Origin of the sequence: Streptomyces tsukubensis (genome assembly GCF_003932715.1) — a bacterium.
Taxonomy (GTDB): domain Bacteria; phylum Actinomycetota; class Actinomycetes; order Streptomycetales; family Streptomycetaceae; genus Streptomyces; species Streptomyces tsukubensis.
Genome location: NZ_CP020700.1, coordinates 1,739,096 through 1,758,151 on the forward strand (window position 1 = coordinate 1,739,096; position 19,056 = coordinate 1,758,151).

Consider the following 19,056-nt stretch of genomic DNA (forward strand, 5'->3'; position numbering starts at 1 on the left):
CCGCACCCGCTCCCGGGGCGGGCGGCGGGGGGCCGCCCAGGAGCTGCGGCCCGCCCGGCTCGGTCCTGGCGATGTGCTCAAGGTCGGTGCGGTGGGGCTGCGTACCCGCCCCCTGCGCGCCTTCCTCTCGGCCCTGGGCATCGCGATCGGCATCGCCGCGATGGTCGCCGTGGTGGGCATCTCCTCGTCGTCCCGCGCCGAGCTGGACCGGCGGCTGAGCGCCCTCGGCACCAATCTGCTCACCGTCTCGCCCGGCTCCACGCTGACCGGCGGCGAGGCCCGGCTGCCGGTGGAGTCGGAGGCCATGGTGGGCCGGATCGGTCCGGTGCAGAAGGTGTCGGCGATCGGGGAGATCTCCGATGTCAAGATCTTCCGGACCGGGAAGATCCCGAAGACGCAGACCAACGGTCTGGCGGCCTATGCCGCCCGCACCGGTCTGCTGAGGACCGTGGCGGCCGAGCTCGCCGCCGGGACCTGGCTGAACGAGGCCACCGGCCGCTATCCGGCGGTGGTGCTCGGGGCGGAGGCAGCCGAGCTGCTGGGCATCGGGCGGCCGGGGCCGGATGTGCGGGTGCTGGTCGGGGAGCGGCTGTTCACCGTCGTGGGCATCCTGGAACCCGCCGCGCTGGCGCCCGAGCTGGACGACGCGGCACTGGTCGGCTGGCCGGTCGCGGTCTCGGCGCTGGGCTTCGACGGGCATCCGACGACGGTCTACACCCGGTCCGCGGACTCGGCGGTGGAGAGCGTCCGGGACGTCCTCGGGTCGACGGCCAATCCGGAGGCGCCCAACGAGGTGGAGGTGTCCCGCCCCTCGGACGCGCTGGCGGCCCAGCAGGCGGCGGACCAGGCGTTCACGGCCCTGCTGCTGGGGCTGGGCGCGGTCGCGCTGCTGGTGGGCGGGGTCGGGGTGGCCAACACCATGGTCATCTCGGTGCTGGAGCGGCGGGCCGAGATCGGGCTGCGGCGGTCACTGGGAGCGACCCGGGGGCAGATCCGTACGCAGTTCCTCGCGGAATCGCTGCTGCTGTCGGCGCTCGGCGGGCTCGGCGGTGCGGTGCTGGGCACCGGTGTCACCGTCGGGTACGCGGTCTACCAGGGCTGGCCGTCGGTGGTGCCGCTGTGGGCGGTGTCCGGGGGGATCGGTGCCACGCTCGCCATCGGCGCGCTGGCCGGTCTCTATCCGGCGGTACGGGCCTCCCGGCTCTCCCCCACCGAGGCACTGGCCACGCCCTGACCGTGCCCTGCGCCCGCGCGGCGGGCGGGCCCCGGGCACGGGGCCGACGGCCCGCCCGCCCCGGGCGCGGGTACGCGGAAAGGGTGGGTACGGCGGCCGTCCCGGCCGTCGTACCCACCCTTCCGTCAGTTGCTTCCCGCAGGGAGGCGTCAGGCGTCGACGCTGTCCTTCGGGGTGTCGCCACCACTGCCGTCGGTGCCGTCGCCGGAACCGGCGGCCGCTTCCTCGGCCTCCAGCTTCGCCTGCTTCTTGGAGGCGATCAGGCTGGTGATGGTGGTGATGACCAGCACACCGCCGATGACGGACAGCGAGAACGGGATGGAGATCTCCGGAACGTTGACACCGCTCTCGTGCAGTGCGTGCAGCACCAGCTTCACACCGATGAAGCCGAGGATCACCGACAGGCCGTAGCTGAGGTGGACCAGCTTCTTCAGCAGTCCGCCGATCAGGAAGTACAGCTGGCGCAGACCCATCAGGGCGAAGGCGTTGGCGGTGAAGACGATGTACGGGTCCTGGGTCAGACCGAAGATCGCGGGGATCGAGTCCAGGGCGAACAAGATGTCCGTGGTGCCGATGGCGAGCATGACCACCATCAGCGGGGTCATGATGCGCTTGCCGTTCTTCTGGATGAACAGCTTCGTGCCGTGGTACTGGTCGGCGACCCCGAACCGCTTCTCGGCGGCCTTGAGGAGCTTGTTCTCCTCCCAGTCGTCCTCGTCCTCGCCGGCACGCGCCTCCTGGATGAGCTTCCAGGCGGTGTAGATCAGGAAGGCACCGAAGATGTAGAAGACCCAGGAGAAGTTGGAGATGATCGCGGCACCGGCGGCGATGAAGATAGCACGCAGGACCAGGGCGATCAGCACACCGATCAGCAGCACGCGCTGCTGGAGGTGGGAGGGTACCGAGAACTTCGCCATGATCAGGACGAAGACGAAGAGGTTGTCGACGCTGAGCGACTTCTCGGTGATGAAGCCGGCGAAGAACTCTCCGGACGCCTGCCCGCTGCCCCAGACCGCGAGGCCGATACCGAAGAGCACGGCCAGCGCAATCCAGACGATCGTCCAGATTCCGGCTTCCTTGATCGACACGTCATGGGGCTTGCGCCCGATGAAGAAGTCGACCGCGATCAGGGCTGAAAGACCGAGAATGGTCAACAACCACACGGTAAACGTGATGTCCACTGCGCCTCCGGCGTCGTACGGCTACTTGATCAGCGTCGTCGCTGCCGGAGGTCTCCTCCACCCGACCGGCCATACGGCCGCGGGCCGGCGCCCCGGGACCTGAGGGTCCGTATTGACGGGCACGCCACATTAGGGAGTACTCCCCTCCGCTTCAAAACGAGCGTACAGGAGCACCCAAGCACTGGTAAAGCAGTTGGTAAAGAAGTACCAAAATCTGCTGGTCAGTGCCCCCATGAACGGCGTGCGGCAGTGACCTGATCCAGCACCTGGCGCAGAACCTCACTGCCCTCGGGCACGGTCGGCGGCTGATACGTCCAGGAATGCCGTACCCAGGGATCCGCCAGATGGTCGTCCGGCACCGGGGTGATCCGCAGCAGGGAGCGCCACAGCGGGTCGAGTACGGGACCGTACGCACTGGCGTCCTCACGGTCGGCCACCATCAGCAGATGGACCCCGACCTGAGGGCCTTCGTCGGCCAGATAGCGCAACTGGGTGACGGCCCGGTCGTCGAAGCCGTGCGGGAAGTCGTTGACGATCAGGAGCTGCTCGGAGGTGTCGAGGTCCGGCGGCAGCGCGTCCGGGGCGCCCCCGCGCATCGCCATGGTCACCAGGTCAACGCGCTGGGTGAGCCGGGCGAGGGTGGTGGTCACCCCCTGGGCTCCGGTCGCCGGAGGGGCCGCCAGGGCCCCGGACCGGACGAGCGGAGCGAGCGAAGCCGCGCCGGTCCCGGCCGGGTCGATCACCTGGACCGTATAGTCGCCCGCCGGATGGACAGCGAGCAGCCGGGCCGCGTGGGAGACCGCGCAGTCCATGGCCAGCCTGCGCATCCGGGCCTCGTCGACCATGATCGCCGCCTCGGAGCCGGCCCGGCCGCTGTCCACCCAGAGGCCGCGCTCCAGCGGCAGCCGGATCAGGAACGGGATCCGCAGCTCCGGGGACTCGGGCAGCTGGAGATCGCCCAGCCGGACCGCCATCGGTGACTCCATGGGCACGCGGTAGGCGTGCCAGGCGGGGTTGTCCCAGCGGGCGTAGGCGGGCGGGAGCGCGGGCTCCACCACGTCCGATTCGGCGGTGAGCTGCGCCAGATCGCGGTCGAGGGACTGCCGGGCCAGGGCCGTCAGCTGCTCGCATTTGGCCCGGGCCGCGGCGCGGGCGGCATCACCGGCACCGCCGATCCGGCTGCGCGGGTCGGAGAGCGCCCGGTCCAGCTCCTGGTCCAGCCGGGACTCTGCGAACTCGACGGCGTTGCGGTAGGCCGCGACGGTCCGGGCCAGATCCTCGAACATGCCCCAGATCTGGTTGTACAGCCGCTCCTCCATGGACCAGCCGGTGGCATCACCGGCCACCGGGCGGGCCGGCTGGCCGGGGGCCGCGGCCGGTGCGGCGGGCGGCGGCACGGGCGGGGCGGAGCGGCGGGGGTGCGCATAGTCGATCCGGCCGCCGGGGACGGTCGGCGGGCCCGCGGCGCCCTCCGGGCCGTCGCCGGAGGCGGCTGCCGCCGGGGCGTTCCGGTCGTCGCCGCCCGTGGGTACCGGGGTGTCCGGACCGGGGCGGGCGGCGGGCTGCGGGCCGCCCCGGGGGCCGGCGGGCGGGCGGACGCCGTCCGGCGCCGCCGGGGTCCGGAGCCGGGCGGGTTCGGTACGGGGTGCCGTACGGGCGGTCGCGGACCGGATCCGGTCCGCCGCCTCACGGGCGCGGTCGAGACCGTGGTCGGCGAGCAGCTGGGCCAGACCGCCCGCGTACCCCTGGCCGACGGCCCGTACCTTCCAGGCGCCCTGCCTGCGGTACAGCTCCAGGGCGACGACGGCGGTCTCGCTGTCCAGTCCGGTGATGGTGAAGCTTGCGATCTCGGCGCCGTCCGAGCTGATCACGGCGAGGAAGGGGGCGGCGGTGGCACCGAAGTGCGCCGGTCCTCCGGCGCCCTCGGGGAGGGCGATCAGCAGATGGATCCGGTGGACCGCCTCCGCGACGGCTCCGAGGTCGACGGCGAACCGGGGCGTCTGTACGGCCTCGGCGGGCACCTCTACCCCGGGCACGGCCGGAGCTCCGGGGTGCGCGAGCCAGGCCTCGCGTACGGAGCCGCCCTCGTCGGCGCCGGCGGCGCAGGCCACCACCGGATGGCCGGCGGACACCCGCACCTCCAGGAGGGTCTCGGGCAGCGGATGGTTCTGCCCACGGACCAGCTCGGCCGTCATCGCCTCGTCCCCTCGGTTCTGCTGTCGTCGGGCGGGTTCCGCACGGTGGTGCGCTGGTGCGCGGATACGGCGGCGGTGCCGTGCGGTGCCCGCGGGTGGCAAGCGGTACAGCTCCCGGCGGCCTGCTGCCGCCGGGAGCTGTGTTCGTCCGTCGTACATCCGCCCGGTGCCGGGCGGTCGCGCGCTCAGGGGTGCCGCGTCCCGGCCCCCGGGAGCTGCTCCGCGCTCAGAGGTGCGGCAGGATCGAGGGCATCAGGTCCTGGAAGGTACGGCCATTGGCGGGGTTGCCCAGGGCCGTCATCTTCCAGCCGTCGCCGACGCGGTGGACCTTCGCCATGATCTGCGCGGTGTAGTTGCCGCCGCCGTCCAGCGTGTAGCGCGCCATCTCCTGACCGTTGGTCTCGTCGACGATCCGGCAGAAGGCGTTCTTCACCTCCTGGAACGTCTGGCCGGTGAAGGAGTTCACCGTGAAGACGATCTGGTCGATGTGGACGGGAATCCGCGCCAGGTCGACGAGGATGGCCTCGTCGTCGCCGCCCGAACCGGCGCCGCCGACCAGATTGTCACCGGTGTGCCGGACCGAGCCGTCGTCGCTGACGAGGTGACGGAAGAAGACCACGTCCACCGGCTGCTTCTCGGCGAACAGCACCGCCGAGGCGTCCAGGTCGATCTCCTTGGTCCGCGAACCGAACAGACCGCGGCGGGCGGCCGCCTGCCAGCCCAGTCCCATCCGCACAGCCGTGAGGGTGCCCCCGTCGCTCTTCTGCAGGCTGATGGCCTGACCCTTGGTCATATTGACCGTCACGCGCTGTCCCCTTCTCATTCTCACTGAAGTGCCGCCGCTCCGGTGAGCGGCTGCCCCGCACCCTACGCAGTCTCGTCAACGCTGCGGCACGATTGGCCGATTATTGTGTCGGTCTTGCAACACATATGGTCCGCGGGGCTTATGCCAGCCCCGCTTCCTTCATTTGACGCAGTTCCTTCTTGAGTTCCCCGACCTCGTCGCGGAGCCGGGCGGCCACCTCGAACTGGAGGTCGGCGGCCGCCGCCCGCATCCGGGCGGTCATCTCCTCGATGATCGCGGACAGCTCGGCGGCGGGGCGGTCGGTGGGCGGGGCGGCCGCCGCCCGGCCCTTTGCACCCTTGCCGACGGCCCGGTTCGGGCTGCCGTCCGTGGTCCGCAGCGCGGGCACCGGCGCCTTGGCACCCTTGCCGTCCTTGCCCTTGCGGTATCCGGAGCCGAGCAGCTCCTCCGTGTCGATCTCCTCGCGCGCGATGGTCGCCACGATGTCGTTGATCTTCTTGCGGAGCGGCTGGGGGTCGATGCCCTTCTCGGTGTTGTACGCGATCTGCTTCTCGCGGCGGCGGTTGGTCTCCTCGATGGCCTTCTCCATGGCCGGGGTGATCTTGTCCGCGTACATATGGACCTGGCCGGAGACATTGCGCGCCGCCCGGCCGATGGTCTGGATGAGGGAGGTGCCCGAGCGCAGGAAGCCCTCCTTGTCGGCGTCGAGGATCGCCACCAGCGACACCTCGGGCAGGTCGAGCCCTTCCCGCAGCAGGTTGATGCCGACGAGGACGTCGTATTCACCGGCGCGCAGTTCGCGCAGCAGCTCCACCCGGCGCAGGGTGTCGACGTCGCTGTGGAGATAGCGGACCTGGATACCCATCTCCAGGAAGTAGTCCGTGAGGTCCTCGGCCATCTTCTTGGTGAGGGTGGTGACGAGGACCCGCTCGTCCCTTTCGGTGCGCAGCCGGATCTCGTGGACCAGGTCGTCGATCTGGCCCTCGGTGGGCTTGATGACGACCTCGGGGTCGACCAGGCCGGTGGGGCGGATGATCTGCTCCACGAAACCGTCGCCGCGGGCGAGTTCGTAGGCGCCGGGGGTGGCCGACAGATAGACGGTCTGGCCGATGCGCCGGGTGAACTCCTCCCACTTCAGCGGACGGTTGTCGAGGGCTGACGGCAGCCGGAAGCCGTGGTCGACCAGGGTCCGCTTGCGGGAGGCGTCGCCCTCGTACATCGCACCGATCTGCGGGACGGTGACATGGGATTCGTCGATGACCAGCAGGAAGTCCTCGGGGAAGTAGTCGAGGAGGGTGTTGGGGGGCGAGCCGGGCTCCCGGCCGTCGAAGTGCATCGAATAGTTCTCGATACCGGAGCAGGAGCCGATCTGGCGCATCATCTCGATGTCGTAGGTCGTCCGCATCCGCAGCCGCTGGGCCTCCAGGAGCTTGCCCTGTTTGTCCAGCTCGGCCAGGCGCTGCTCCAGCTCGGTCTCGATGCCGTTGACCGCCTTCTCCAGTCGTTCGGGCCCGGCCACGTAGTGGCTGGCGGGGAAGACGTGGAGGGACTGGTGGTCGCCGATGATCTCGCCGGTGAGGGGGTGGAGGGTGGAGAGGGCTTCGATCTCGTCCCCGAACATCTCGATCCGGACGGCCAGCTCCTCGTAGACCGGGAAGATCTCGATGGTGTCGCCGCGGACCCGGAAGGTGCCCCGGGCGAACGCGGTGTCGTTGCGCGTGTACTGGATGTCGACGAAGCGGCGCAGGAGCGCGTCGCGGTCTGTCTCCTCTCCGACCTTGAGCTGGACCATGCGGTCCACGTACTCCTGCGGGGTGCCGAGGCCGTAGATGCACGAGACGGAAGCGACCACGATCACGTCGCGCCGGGTGAGCAGGGAGTTCGTCGCGGAGTGCCGCAGCCGCTCGACCTCCTCGTTGATCGAGGAGTCCTTCTCGATGTAGGTGTCGGACTGCGGGACGTACGCCTCGGGCTGGTAGTAGTCGTAGTACGAGACGAAGTACTCCACGGCGTTGTTCGGGAGGAGCTCGCGGAACTCGTTCGCCAGCTGGGCGGCCAGGGTCTTGTTGGGTGCCATGACCAGGGTGGGCCGCTGGAGCTTTTCGATCATCCACGCGGTGGTGGCCGACTTGCCGGTGCCGGTGGCGCCGAGCAGGACGACATCCTTCTCCCCTGCGCGGATGCGTCGCTCCAGGTCGGCGATGGCCGTGGGCTGGTCGCCGCTGGGCTGGAAGGGGCTGACGACCTCGAAAGGCGCCACCGTACGTTCGATATCGGAAACGGGCCGCATGGCATCCACCGTACGACCCGCCACCGACAATCGGGGTCCGGACCGCCCCGGGCACCCGTCGGGGCGGTGCTCAGGGCGGCGGACCGCAGGTCACCAGCCGTCGTAGTACGGCGACCGAGACTCGTGGCGCGCCCCCGGCCCGGGGTCCCCGGGGGCCGGGCCCCAGGCCTGGGCTCCGGCGTCGGCGGCACCAGCACCGGTACCGGCACCGGAGGTGCGGCGCGGACCGGCGTCGGGGAGGCCGGACACGGGGACGGAGACCCGGCCGGAGCGGCGCTCCCACTCCGGCTCGCCCATCACCAGGAGCGGGTCGAACATCACCACGACCCCGGCGACGATCAGGAACACCAGCGGGCCGATCAGCATCGGCAGCAGCAGGGACGCGGCCGACTCGCCGGCCCGTGCCGCGCCCGCCGAACCGTGCAGATGGACGCTGACGGCGGCCATGCCCGTGTAGTGCATTCCGGTCACCGCGACGCCCATCACCAGGCTGGCGCCGAGGCTGGCGAGGAAGCCGTGGATGGACACGGCGGCCCACAGGGCGGCCGTGGCGGCGACGACCGCGATCACGACGGAGAGGGTGACGGTCACGGTGTCGTACGCCAGGGTTCCCGGGAGCCGCATTCCGGCCATGCCGAGGTAGTGCATGGACGCGACCCCGAGGCCGGTGATCGTGCCCCCGGTCACCAGGGCCATGGGCGTCGCGCCGCGGTGACCGACGATGAAGATCCCGATACCGACCATGACGATCGCGACGCCGAGACTGGCGAAGGTGATCGGCGGATCGTAGGTGATCGACACCTCGTCGACCGTGAATCCGATCATGGCGATGAAATGCATGGTCCAGATGCCGGACCCGATCGCCGCGGAGCCCAGCGCCAGCCATCCGGCCTTGAACGAGCGCGCATTGCGGACCGACCGGGTCGTGCAGCGCAGCCCGAGGGCACTGCCCAGGCAGGCCATCAGAAATGCGGTCAAGGGCGTGACGATTCCGTAGCTGAATCCGTCGATGGTTCCCTGCATGTCGTGCGTCCCTGCTCCTGCCTGGCGCGATCCCCTGGTGTGATCCCGTGATCCCCCGGTGGAACGTCTGTTCAGGCAATGAGCCTATGACCTCGGAGAACGTCGATGAACAGCCGGGGGCGAATTATCGGAGCGGAAGCGTCCGGGTGCCGTTTTCTGCGCGCTCGGGTACGGTTTCCGGTCGTTTTTCCACACGACGGCGTTGGTTTTTGCGTACTGCGGCGGACGAGGCCGAAAACAGGCGGTACGGCTCCGGGGTGCGCCGGGTCCGGTGGGCCGGGGAATTCGGCCGGACCGGGCGATCCCCTGGGCCGGGGCGTTGTCGGTGCCCGGTCGTACCGTGGCGGTATGAAGAGCTTCGAGTGGACGGTCGTGGACTCGCCCGTCGGGCCGCTGCTGCTGGCAGCGACCGACCGCGGGCTGGTCAATGTCGTGTTCCATGCCGACGAGCAGGTCCGGGACGCCGCGGTGCGGAGACTGGCCGCGCGCCTCGGGGCGGCTCCGGTCGGGGTGAGCGCCGCGGCGATCCCCCCGGCGGGGTGGCTCGCCGAGCCCGTACGCCAGATCGCGGCGTACTTCGCGGGCGGTCTGACGGAGTTCTCGCTGCCGCTCGACTGGTCGCTCTCCGGCGGATTCAACCGGGAGGTGCTGCGGCGACTGGCCGAGGACGTCCCGTACGGCACGGTCGTCGGGTACGGGGAGCTGGCCGCCCGGGTGGACCGGCCGGGCGGTGCGCAGGCGGTGGGCGCGGCGATGGGGTCCAGTCCGCTGCCGGTGGTCGTGGCCTGCCACCGGGTGGTGGAGACGGACGGCAAACTGGGCGGCTTCGGCGGGGGACTTGAGGCCAAGCGGAGACTGCTGGCCCTGGAAGGGGTGCTGCCGGAGCCCCTGTTCTGAACCCCTCGCCGGGCCGCGGAAGGGCGGAACAGCAGGTGAGAGGGGTACGGACGGTTCCAAGCCGACGGGTGAACTGACACACTGCGTCGGTGAGCCCAAGCCCTGATCCGCCCGAGATATCTGAGATATCCGAGACATCCGAGATGCCCCCCGCCGAGGCGACCGTCGGCGGAACCGCCGCGGGTGCCGTACCCCCGCCGGGGACACCGGGGACACCGGGGACACCGGGGACACCGGAAGGCTGGGCCGCGACCGGGGCGGTGCCGGGGCCGAAGTCGGAAGCGGAGTCGGAAGCGGGGCCGGCCGCGGTATCGGCGGCGGAACTGCCCGCCCTGCGGCGGCGGGTCACCGTCGCCCTGGTGATCAGCCAGATCCTCGGCGGTCTGGGGATCGCCACCGGTGTCGCCCTGGCCTCGGTGCTGGCTCAGGAGGTCAGCGGTACGGACGCCCTCTCCGGGCTCGCGTCCACGGCGTCCGTGGTGGGCACGGCCCTGCTGTCGGTGCCGCTGGCCGCGCTGATGACCGCGCGCGGGCGGCGGGCCGGACTGGTCCTGGCCTATGCCATCGGGGTCCTGGGGTCGGGCGTGGTGGTCCTGGCGGCCGTCGTCGGCAGCTTCCCGCTGCTGTTGCTGGGTCTGGCCGCGTTCGGCGCCGCGAGTTCGGCGAATCTCCAGGCCAGGTTTGCCGCTGCCGACCTGGCGCTGCCGGAACGGCGCGGCCGGGCCATCTCGCTGGTGGTGTGGGCGACCACGATCGGTGCCGTCCTCGGCCCGAACATCGCGGCGCCCGCGGGCCGCAGCGTCTCCGGACTCGGCATCCCGCGCGAGGCAGGTCCGTTCCTCTGGGCCGCGGGCGTCTTCCTCCTGGCGGCCGTGGTGCTCCAGGCAATGCTGCGGCCCGATCCGCTGCTGACGGCCCGGGCGCTGTCCCGGGAGACCTCCGACCGTACGGAGGGCTCGCTGCGGTCCGCGGTCCGCGCGGTCCGGGAGTCCCCGGCCGCGCTGCTCGCCCTGGTGTCCCTCGCCGTCGCGCACACCGTCATGGTGTCGATCATGTCGATGACCCCGGTCGCCCTGAAGCACCACGGCGGCGGGATCGAACTCATCGGCCTGGTGATCAGCGGGCATATCGCGGGCATGTACGCGTTCTCCCCGGTGATGGGCTGGCTGGCGGACCGGTACGGCCGGATCACCGTGATCGGGCTCGCCGTCGGCCTGCTGGCGGTGGCCGCGCTGCTCGCCGGGACGGCCGGATCGAGCCACTCCCGGGTCGCCGCGGGACTGTTCGTCCTGGGGCTGGGCTGGTCGGCGGGCGTGGTCGCCGGCTCCGCGCTGCTGACCGACTCGGTACCGCAGGCCGCCCGCGCGCCCGTCCAGGGCTTGTCCGATCTGGCGATGAACGCGTCGGCGGGCGTCGGCGGCGCCCTGTCGGGGCTGGTGGTGTCGCAGCTCGGCTACGGATATCTGAACCTCATGGGCGCACTGCTGCTGCTCCCGCTCCTGGTGCTCGCGGTCCGCCGCGCGTTCACCCGGACCGGGAACGGCACACCGCTGCCGTCCTGAGGCGGGGTTTGCGCACTCCCGTCCCGTGCCAGGGATGGGGACATGGTGCTCACGGAGGTTTCCGAGGAAGTACGCGACGCCCTCGCCGCCGGACGGCCGGTCGTCGCGCTGGAGTCCACGATCATCGCGCACGGTCTGCCACGGCCGCGGAATCTGGCCGTCGCCGCCGAACTGGAGGCGATCGTACGCTCACTGGACGCCGTCCCGGCCACGATCGCCGTCCTCGGCGGCCGGGCCCTGATCGGGCTCGACGGCGCGCAGCTGGAACGGATCGCGAGCGGCGACGGCGTGCGCAAGCTGGGCCGCCGGGATCTGGCGCCCGCGCTGGCGGCGGGCGCCGACGGGGCGACGACCGTGTCCGCCACGGCCTTCCTCGCCGCCGGGGCCGGGATCCGGGTCTTCGCGACGGGCGGTCTGGGCGGGGTGCACCGCGACTGGACACACACCCAGGACGAATCGGCTGATCTGCCGCAACTGGCCCGGACCGGGATCGCCGTGGTCTGCGCGGGGGTGAAGTCGGTTCTGGACGTGCCGGCCACGCTCCAGCGGCTGGAGACGCTCGGGGTCGGCGTCGTCGGCTACCGGACGGACCGCTTCCCGGGCTTCTATCTGACGTCCTCGGGGGAACCCGTCGACTGGACCGTCGGCTCACCGGAGGAGGCCGCCGCGGTGATCCGCGCCCGTGAGGGGCTCGGGGGCACGGCGTCCGCACTGATCGTCGCGAACCCGGTGCCGGAGTCGGAGCAGCTCGACCCCGCACTGCACGACCGGGTGCTGAACGAGGCGCTCGACGCCTGTACGGAGCACGGGATCACGGGCCAGGCCGTCACCCCGTTCCTGCTGGACTTCCTGACCCGGCACACCGACGGCGCCTCCCTGGAGGCCAATGTGGCGGCGGTACGGGGCAATGTCCGGCTGGCCGCGCTGATCGCGGCGGCTCTCTGACCCCGGGGCACCACCGCCACCCGGTGCCGCCGTCCGGTGCGCAACCGGTCAGCCGGGAACCGTCCACGCCGGGTGGCGGGGATCGTCGACCCGGACCAGGACATCGGCCGTCTCCTCCGGACCCACCTCCTCCTCGTACCGGCGGAACGCGGGCAGCGTCCACTGCTCGGACCGCTCCGTCCGCCGGCCGAGCGCAGCCGGTGAGAGCCGCAGATGGACCGTCAGATCGAACGGGAAGCCGTGGCCGAGCAGAAACGGGCCGTGCAGCAGGAGCACTCCGCCGGGCAGCAGTTCCACCCGGGGGCTGCGGGTCGCCCGGTCGGTCGCCGGATCCCACAGATCGGGCAGCACCCGCCCCGTACCGCCGCTCTCCAGGGGACCGAACACCTCCCGCCACAGGGCGCCCGTGTCGAACCAGTCGCCGTAGTAGGCGTCGGGGTCCTCGCGCCCGTACTCGTACCGCAGGGACGCGGGGCGGAGGAACCCGCCGGTGCCGACGACGATTCCGCGCCGCCCGCGCAGCCGCAGCGCCTCCCCGATCCGGACGGCGAACTCCCCTCCGCCCGCGGCGGGGGCCCCGTCGATGCCGATGCGCACCCGGGGAGCCGTTTCCTCCGCCCCTGCGGACGCGTCCCCTGCCGCCAGGGCCCGTTCGGTGACGGCCTCGGTCAGCCTCTCCCAGGTGATCGGTTCGAGTCTCATCGGTTCATCATCGTCCAGGTCCGCCGCCGCCCCTTTTGGCGGCTACTCGCCATCACGCCGACGGGCGGCGCGTGCGGGCCCGGGTGGGCCGGGTCCGGCGGGGGGGTGGGAGAGTTCTCCGTCATGACGGACCGCCCGCTGCTGCTCCTCGATGTCGACGGCCCCCTGAACCCCTTCGCGGCCCGCTTGCCCCGGTTGCGCGGCTATACCAGCCACCGGCTCCGTCCCGCCGTGTGGCTGTCGCGTCAGACGCCCGGGTCCCGCCGCCACCGGCGGGGGCTGCGGGTCCGGCTGAACCCCTCGCACGGGGCGCGGTTGACGGGGCTGCCGTACGAAACCGTATGGGCGTCGGCCTGGGCGCACGAGGCCAACAGCCTGATCTCGCCGAGGGTCGGCCTGCCGGAGGACCTGCGGGTGGTGGAGTGGCCCACTCCCCCGGCCGCGGACCCCGGCGGTCTGTGCTGGAAGACGCGTCCGCTGCTGGAGTGGGCAGCCGGGCATCCGTTCGCCTGGGTGGACGACATGCTGACGGAGCGGGACGCCGCGCATGTTGCGGAACACCACGACGCCCCGGCGCTGTTGCTGCGGATACCGCCCCAGTGGGGTTTGCGGAACGCGGACTTCGCCCGCCTCCGCTCCTGGGCCGAAACCCTCTGAGCCCGGACCGGGCGGGGCCGGGCTCAGCGGCCGAGGAGTCCCGTGGCCGCCGTCACCGGGTCGCTGGCCGGTATTCCGCGCGGCCACCACTCCTCGCGGCCCGGGTCGGATTCGTATCCGTACCACCATCCGTCCCGGCCCAGGCGCAGTTGCAGGGCGGGGGTGGACAGCCGGTTGCGCCGGGGCCGGAAACCGGCGAGCCCGGCTGCCACCAGCGCCGGTCCGGCCCGGTCGAAGGGGCCCGCGGGCGGGTCCCAGGGCTCTTCCAGTACGGCGAGGGCCGCCGGCCCGCCCTGGCGCCAGGCGGCGACGGCCCGGGCCAGTTCGCCGGAGGTACGGCCGGTGGCCGCGGCCAGGTCGCGGTAGAGGGTGCGGCTGGAGGCGGTGAGTCCGGCGCCGGGGTGGGCCGCGGCCAGCCGCACGGTGTCCTGCCACGGGGTGAGCCCGGCGACGGGGTCCGTGCCGGTGGTGAGCAGGGCGTGGGCGCGGTGGACCGCCTCGGTCGCCAGCAGGTCGAGTGCCAGGGGGTCGGGGGCGCCGGGCAGTTCGGGACAGGCGGGGGCCCGGCCCGGCTGCGGTGGCGGGGGAAACGGCGGGGGCAGCGCGCCCGGCCGCCTGCGGGCGTTCAGCACCGACTCCGCCGGTACGGCCGGCAGGGGCTCGGGCACCACGGCTCCCCCGACGGCGGGGGCGGGGCGTCCGGCGGCCGACGCGCGGGCGTGGCGCCGGGCCAGTTCGGCCAGGATCTCCTGCTCGCCCCGGCCGCGCAGCAGGAACAGCACGAACGGATCCCGGTCCAGCAGCCCTGCCGTCCGGTAGCAGAGGGCGGCGGCGTGCTTGCACGGGAAGCCGTCGTCGGGGCAGGAGCAGTCGGGGATCAGATCGCCCCGGCCCGGCAGCAGGTCGACGACGGCCGCGAGCGCCCGGGGCACGTCCCGGTCGAGGAGGGCGGCGAGGTGCTCGGGCCGAGCCGCGGCCGTGTCGAGGAAGTCCTCCCACTCGCTGTCGGCGAGGGTCCGCAGCCCGACCCGGGTGCGGTAGGGGCGGGGCCGGGCGCCGTGGACGTAGGCGGTGATCCGGCCCGGGGTGACGGTGATCGCGTCGACCAGACCCCGGCGGGCGTACGCCTGTCCGCGGGCCAGCCGGGCGGGGTCCAGGGCGCTGTCCTCCAGCGCCCGTACCCAGGCCTCGCCCCACCAGCTCTCGCCGGAAACGCCGTCCGGTCCGGGGACCGCGGCGGGGTAGGTGCGTCTGCGGTCGTCGGACAGCGGGGGCCGTCTGCCCGCGGACCGGGCGCGGGACACGGCGGCCGTCCCGGGTCCGGTGGGGAGCGGCGGGGTCATGGGCGCCTCCGCAGGGATACGAGGTCGGCCAGCTCGCGGTCGGTCAGTTCGGTGAGGGCGGTCTCGCCGGAGCCGAGTACGGCGTCCGCGAGGGCCCGTTTGGCGGCGAGCATGGTGGCGATGCGGTCCTCCACGGTGCCTTCCGTGAGGAGCCGGTGCACCTGCACCGGCCGGGTCTGGCCGATCCGGTACGCGCGGTCCGTGGCCTGTTCCTCCACGGCCGGGTTCCACCAGCGGTCGAAGTGGACCACGTGTCCGGCGCGGGTGAGGTTGAGTCCCGTGCCCGCCGCCTTGAGGGAGAGGACGAAGACGGGGACCTCGCCCGCCTGGAACCGGTCGACCATGCGGTCCCGTTCGGCGACGGGCGTTCCGCCGTGGAGGAGCTGCGCGGGGACGGCACGGCCGGCCAGATGCCCCATCAGCAGCCGGGCCATGGTCACGTACTGGGTGAAGACGAGCACCGAACCGTCCGAACCGTCTTCGGCGAGGATCGTGTCCAGCAGCTCGTCGAGATGGGCGAGCTTCCCGGAGCGGCCCGCGAGCCGGACCGGACCGCCCGTGCCGCCCGCCGCCCGCGCCGGGCTCCCGCCGCCGTACTCCTTCAGATACTGCGCCGGGTGGTTGCAGATCTGTTTGAGGTCGGTGAGGAGCTTCATCACCAGGCCCCGGCGGGCGATGCCCTCGGCGGCGCCGATGGCCGCCATCGCCTCGCGGACCACCGCCTCGTAGAGCGACGCCTGCTCCCGGGTGAGGGCGACGACATGGTCCGACTCGGTCTTGGGCGGCAGCTCGGGCACGATCCCGGGGTCGCTCTTGCGGCGGCGCAGCAGGAAGGGCCGGACCAGCCGGGCGAGCCGTTCGGCGGCGCCGTCCTCCTCTCCGAGCTCGACGGGGCGGGCGTGCCGGGCCCGGAACGCCTTGAGGGGGCCCAGGAGTCCGGGGGTGGTCCAGTCCAGCAGGGCCCACAGCTCGGAGAGGTTGTTCTCGACGGGGGTGCCGGTGAGGGCGACCCGGGCGGGCGCGGGGATGCGCCGCAGGGCTCTGGCGGTCGCGGAGTAGGGGTTCTTGATGTGCTGGGCCTCGTCGGCGACGATCATGCCCCAGCGCTGTCCGGCCAGCCGCTCCGCGCTGGTGCGCATGGTGCCGTAGGTGGTGAGGACGAAGCCGCCGGGCACCTCGGGGAGGGACCGGCCCGCACCGTGGTAGCGGTGGACGGGGGTGCCGGGGGCGAAACGGGTGATTTCGCGCTCCCAGTTGCCGAGCAGGGACGCCGGGCAGACCACCAGGGTGGGGGCGGTCCGGTCGCGGTGGAGATGGAGGGCGATCACGGTGATCGTCTTGCCCAGGCCCATATCGTCGGCGAGGCAGCCGCCGAGGCCCAGGGAGGTCATCAGGTCCAGCCAGGCCAGACCGCGGAGCTGGTAGTCGCGGAGGGTGGCGGCCAGGGCCGGGGGCTGGGGCACGGCTTCCGGTCCGTTGACGATCCGGTCGCGCAGGGCGGCGAGGGCACCGGCAGGGACGGCTTCGACGGTCTCGCCGGCGGCCTCGACGGTGCCGGTCAGGGCCGCGCCCAGGGCTTCGGCGGGGCGCAGCAGCCCCAGCTCACGGGCGCGGACCTTGCGGACGAGGTCGGGGTCGACGACCACCCACTGGTCGCGCAGGCGCACCAGGGGGCGGTGCGATGCGGCCAGCTCGTCCATCTCGTGTTCGGTCAGCGGATCGCCGCCCAGGGCGAGCTGCCAGCCGAAGCGGAGCAGTTCGCCGCTGTCGAAGAAGGGGGTCCCGTCGGTCGCCGAGCCCGGGGCGGGCCGGACCACGGCCGTGGCCGTCAGTCCGCGGGCGAGTTCCCGGGGCCAGTGAACGGCCACCCCGGCCGCGTCAAGGCGCGGAGCCCCGGGGCCCAGCAGGTCGTACAGCTCCTCTTCCGAGAGCGGGAGGACGTCGGGGACGTCCCGGTCGAGCAGGGCGGCGAGGGGCGGCCAGGCCCGGGCCGCGGACCGCAGGGCCAGGACCGTGTCGATCCGGGACCGGGGCCCGAAGCCGGGCCCGCCCTCCCCCGCCCAGAGCCGGGCGGCATCGGTGACGAGGGTGGGATCGCCGAGGCTGTGCACCTGGACCACGGCTGCGCCCGCCCGGCGCACCGCACGCGGCGTCCGCGCACGGCTCTCCTCGGCGGTCCCGGCCGAATCCGCAGCCCCGGCCGCTCCACCGGCGCCTCCGGTGCCTGCCGTGCCGGTCGTCTCTGTCGTGCCGGTTGTGACGGTTGTGTCGGTCGCGTCAGCCGTATCGGTCGTGTCGAAGAGTGCGAAGGCAGACAGGTCGAGCCGGAGGGAGACCCTGACCCCGGCGTCCATGCCTTCGGCGGTCCGCTCCGCCCAGACCCGGGCCCCGGGCAGATGGTGGGCTCCCGGCGCCGCGAACGGGCCGCCCGCCGCGTGGGCCGCGGCCGGGCTTCTGGGCAGGGTGTCGGCGACCGCGTCGAAGAAGGCCCGCACCAGGGCTTCGGGCCGGGGCAGGGCGAAGGGGCCAGGTCCCGGCAGCGGCGCCGCATACGCCTCGTACGGCATGGCGGCGGCGATCGCCTGCAGTTGGGCGGTGTCCGCCGCGTCGAGGGGGCCGGCCCGCCAGACGTCGTGGTCGGCGGCGGTCAGCCCGGGGAGCAGCCTGCCGCGCGCCACCAGGTGCAGGGCGTGCAGCGCCGCGGCGCCCCAGCAGGCCGCGGCGGGGTGCGCGGCTGCGAGCCCCCGGGCGCGGATCAGTGACGGCAGGGCGTCGGCGACGGGGAGCAGCAGCGCGGGGACCGTACGGCTCCGGATGCCCGGCGGGCCGTCGGCGGAGGTGGGGGCGGGCCCGACGACCGTGAGGGTGTCCGAGGCCCCGTGCGGCGGGTCTCCGTCGGGCGCCCAGAAGGCGACCCTGCCCTCGCGCGGCAAGGCCCCGGGCAGGAAGACCGCGGCCCAGGTGGGCGAAGGCTCCCTCACTGCTGTCGGCCGGCTCACCGGTGGCCTCGCCGCGGTCGCGGACGTCATGGGTCACCTCCCGCCCTGGTCGCCGTGGGTCCGAGTGTCTCGGAGTGTCTCGGACTGTTCTTGAGTGTCGTCGTCTCCGACGATACGGGTGGGGTACGACAACGAGCCGTGGCGCAGGCCGCCCGACGCCCCGGAACGGCCGTACAGCGGGAGACAGGGGGCTCAGACGGCGGGTGGCAGTCTGCGCAGCCGGGGTGCCCGGCCCTCGGGCAGCTCGGGGTCAGGTCCGGTGGGCGGGGGCGGCACCGTACTGTCCGGCGGAACCGGCGGCTCCACCTCGGCTGCCGCACCGGAGCCGACCTGCGGCGGGGCGGGTTCCCCGGCAACGGGCGGCGCCGGGTGGGCCGGGTCCTCCGGGGCCGACCGTCCGGGCGGCTGGGCCGACCGTTCCAGGAAGCGCAGCAGTTCGACGGGGAACGGCAGCACCAGGGTGGAGTTCTTCTCCGCGGCGACGGCGACGACGGTCTGGAGCAGTCGGAGCTGCAGCGCGGCCGGTTCCTGAGACATGACCCCGGCGGCTTCGGCCAGCTTCTTGGAGGCCTGGAGTTCGGCATCGGCGTTGATCACCCGGGCGCGCCGCTCCCGGTCGGCCTCCGCCTGCCGTGCCATGGAGCGCTTCATCGCCTCGGGCAGGGACACGTCCTTGATCTCGACGCGGTCGATCTGGACGCCCCAGCCCATGGCCGGGCTGTCGATCATCAGCTCCAGGCCCTGGTTGAGCTTCTCCCGGTTGGAGAGCAGATCGTCGAGGTCGCTCTTGCCGATGATGGAGCGGAGGGAGGTCTGGGCCATCTGGGAGACGGCGAAACGGTAGTCCTCCACCTCGATCAGGGCGTCCGCCGCTTCGACGACCTTGAAGTAGACGACGGCGTCGACCCGGACGGTGACGTTGTCCCGGGTGATGCCCTCCTGGGCGGGCACGGGCATGGTCACGATCTGCATATTGACCTTGTGCAGCCGGTCGACCATCGGGACGATCATGGTGAATCCGGGGCCGCGGATCCCGCCGTGCAGACGGCCGAGCCGGAAGACCACGCCCCGCTCGAACTGTTTGATCACCTTGGCCGCTGCGGTCGTGTAGACGGCGAAACCGGAGGCGGCGGCCACTACACCGATCACCAGCTCTTCGACCATGGGGCACCCCCTTCCGGTACGCCCGTTCTCCACGGTATGCCCGGACGACGGCTCGGGCG

Annotated in this window: 14 protein-coding genes; 5 read left to right on the forward strand and 9 right to left on the reverse strand. The window is 72.6% G+C overall.

Going from position 1 to position 19,056, the window contains the following annotated elements:
• The first annotated feature begins 43 nt into the window (after positions 1-43).
• Complete coding sequence (locus B7R87_RS06310; RefSeq protein WP_130584654.1) at positions 44-1,234, forward strand: ABC transporter permease; 1,191 nt, start codon at positions 44-46, stop codon at positions 1,232-1,234.
• A gap of 149 nt (positions 1,235-1,383) precedes the next feature.
• Here B7R87_RS06310 and B7R87_RS06315 read toward each other — a convergent pair whose 3' ends face one another.
• From B7R87_RS06315 to B7R87_RS06335, 5 genes are all read right to left on the reverse strand, one after another.
• A complete protein-coding gene (locus B7R87_RS06315; protein ID WP_078902401.1) occupies positions 1,384-2,415 on the reverse strand; it encodes a TerC family protein in 1,032 nt (343 codons plus the stop codon).
• A gap of 221 nt (positions 2,416-2,636) precedes the next feature.
• Positions 2,637-4,610, reverse strand: coding sequence for a TerD family protein (locus tag B7R87_RS06320; RefSeq protein WP_130584538.1), 1,974 nt, complete (start codon positions 4,608-4,610; stop codon positions 2,637-2,639).
• A 226-nt stretch (positions 4,611-4,836) separates the two neighbouring features.
• Positions 4,837-5,415 (reverse strand): TerD family protein, encoded by a 579-nt coding sequence (locus tag B7R87_RS06325; RefSeq protein WP_006349913.1) that lies wholly within the window; start codon positions 5,413-5,415, stop codon positions 4,837-4,839.
• A 139-nt stretch (positions 5,416-5,554) separates the two neighbouring features.
• The gene (gene uvrB, locus B7R87_RS06330; protein WP_006349912.1) at positions 5,555-7,705 is read right to left on the reverse strand and encodes an excinuclease ABC subunit UvrB; all 2,151 of its coding nucleotides are present in this window, start codon (positions 7,703-7,705) and stop codon (positions 5,555-5,557) included.
• A gap of 90 nt (positions 7,706-7,795) precedes the next feature.
• The gene (locus tag B7R87_RS06335) at positions 7,796-8,728 is read right to left on the reverse strand and encodes an MHYT domain-containing protein (protein WP_006349911.1); all 933 of its coding nucleotides are present in this window, start codon (positions 8,726-8,728) and stop codon (positions 7,796-7,798) included.
• Between the two features lie 348 nt (positions 8,729-9,076).
• On the opposite strand from B7R87_RS06335, the gene B7R87_RS06340 reads away from it, so the two are divergent.
• The 3 genes from B7R87_RS06340 (at position 9,077) to B7R87_RS06350 (ending at position 12,132) form a co-directional block, all read left to right on the forward strand.
• Entirely contained in the window at positions 9,077-9,625 is a 549-nt protein-coding gene (locus B7R87_RS06340) for a methylated-DNA--[protein]-cysteine S-methyltransferase (RefSeq protein WP_006349910.1), read from the forward strand.
• Positions 9,626-9,768: 143 nt separating this feature from the next.
• Positions 9,769-11,187: an MFS transporter gene (locus B7R87_RS06345; protein ID WP_006349909.1), complete on the forward strand. Its 1,419-nt coding sequence runs from the start codon at positions 9,769-9,771 to the stop codon at positions 11,185-11,187.
• 42 nt (positions 11,188-11,229) lie between these two features.
• The gene (locus B7R87_RS06350; RefSeq protein ID WP_006349908.1) at positions 11,230-12,132 is read left to right on the forward strand and encodes a pseudouridine-5'-phosphate glycosidase; all 903 of its coding nucleotides are present in this window, start codon (positions 11,230-11,232) and stop codon (positions 12,130-12,132) included.
• Positions 12,133-12,180: 48 nt separating this feature from the next.
• Here the strand turns inward: B7R87_RS06350 and B7R87_RS06355 are convergent, their stop codons facing one another.
• A complete protein-coding gene (locus B7R87_RS06355) occupies positions 12,181-12,834 on the reverse strand; it encodes a nucleoside/nucleotide kinase family protein (RefSeq protein ID WP_006349907.1) in 654 nt (217 codons plus the stop codon).
• Between the two features lie 123 nt (positions 12,835-12,957).
• Between B7R87_RS06355 and B7R87_RS06360 the strand changes: the two genes are divergently transcribed.
• Positions 12,958-13,491, forward strand: coding sequence for an HAD domain-containing protein (locus B7R87_RS06360; protein ID WP_006349906.1), 534 nt, complete (start codon positions 12,958-12,960; stop codon positions 13,489-13,491).
• A 23-nt stretch (positions 13,492-13,514) separates the two neighbouring features.
• Here B7R87_RS06360 and B7R87_RS06365 read toward each other — a convergent pair whose 3' ends face one another.
• The 3 genes from B7R87_RS06365 to B7R87_RS06375 all read right to left on the reverse strand — a co-directional run bounded on the left by B7R87_RS06365 (position 13,515) and on the right by B7R87_RS06375 (position 18,997).
• Entirely contained in the window at positions 13,515-14,834 is a 1,320-nt protein-coding gene (locus B7R87_RS06365) for an SWIM zinc finger family protein (RefSeq protein WP_130584539.1), read from the reverse strand.
• The gene (locus B7R87_RS06370; RefSeq protein WP_130584540.1) at positions 14,831-17,863 is read right to left on the reverse strand and encodes a DEAD/DEAH box helicase; all 3,033 of its coding nucleotides are present in this window, start codon (positions 17,861-17,863) and stop codon (positions 14,831-14,833) included. The genes B7R87_RS06365 and B7R87_RS06370 overlap by 4 nt, the downstream gene beginning before the upstream one ends.
• Before the next feature lie 162 nt (positions 17,864-18,025).
• Complete coding sequence (locus B7R87_RS06375; protein WP_006349901.1) at positions 18,026-18,997, reverse strand: slipin family protein; 972 nt, start codon at positions 18,995-18,997, stop codon at positions 18,026-18,028.
• Positions 18,998-19,056 lie beyond the last annotated feature (59 nt).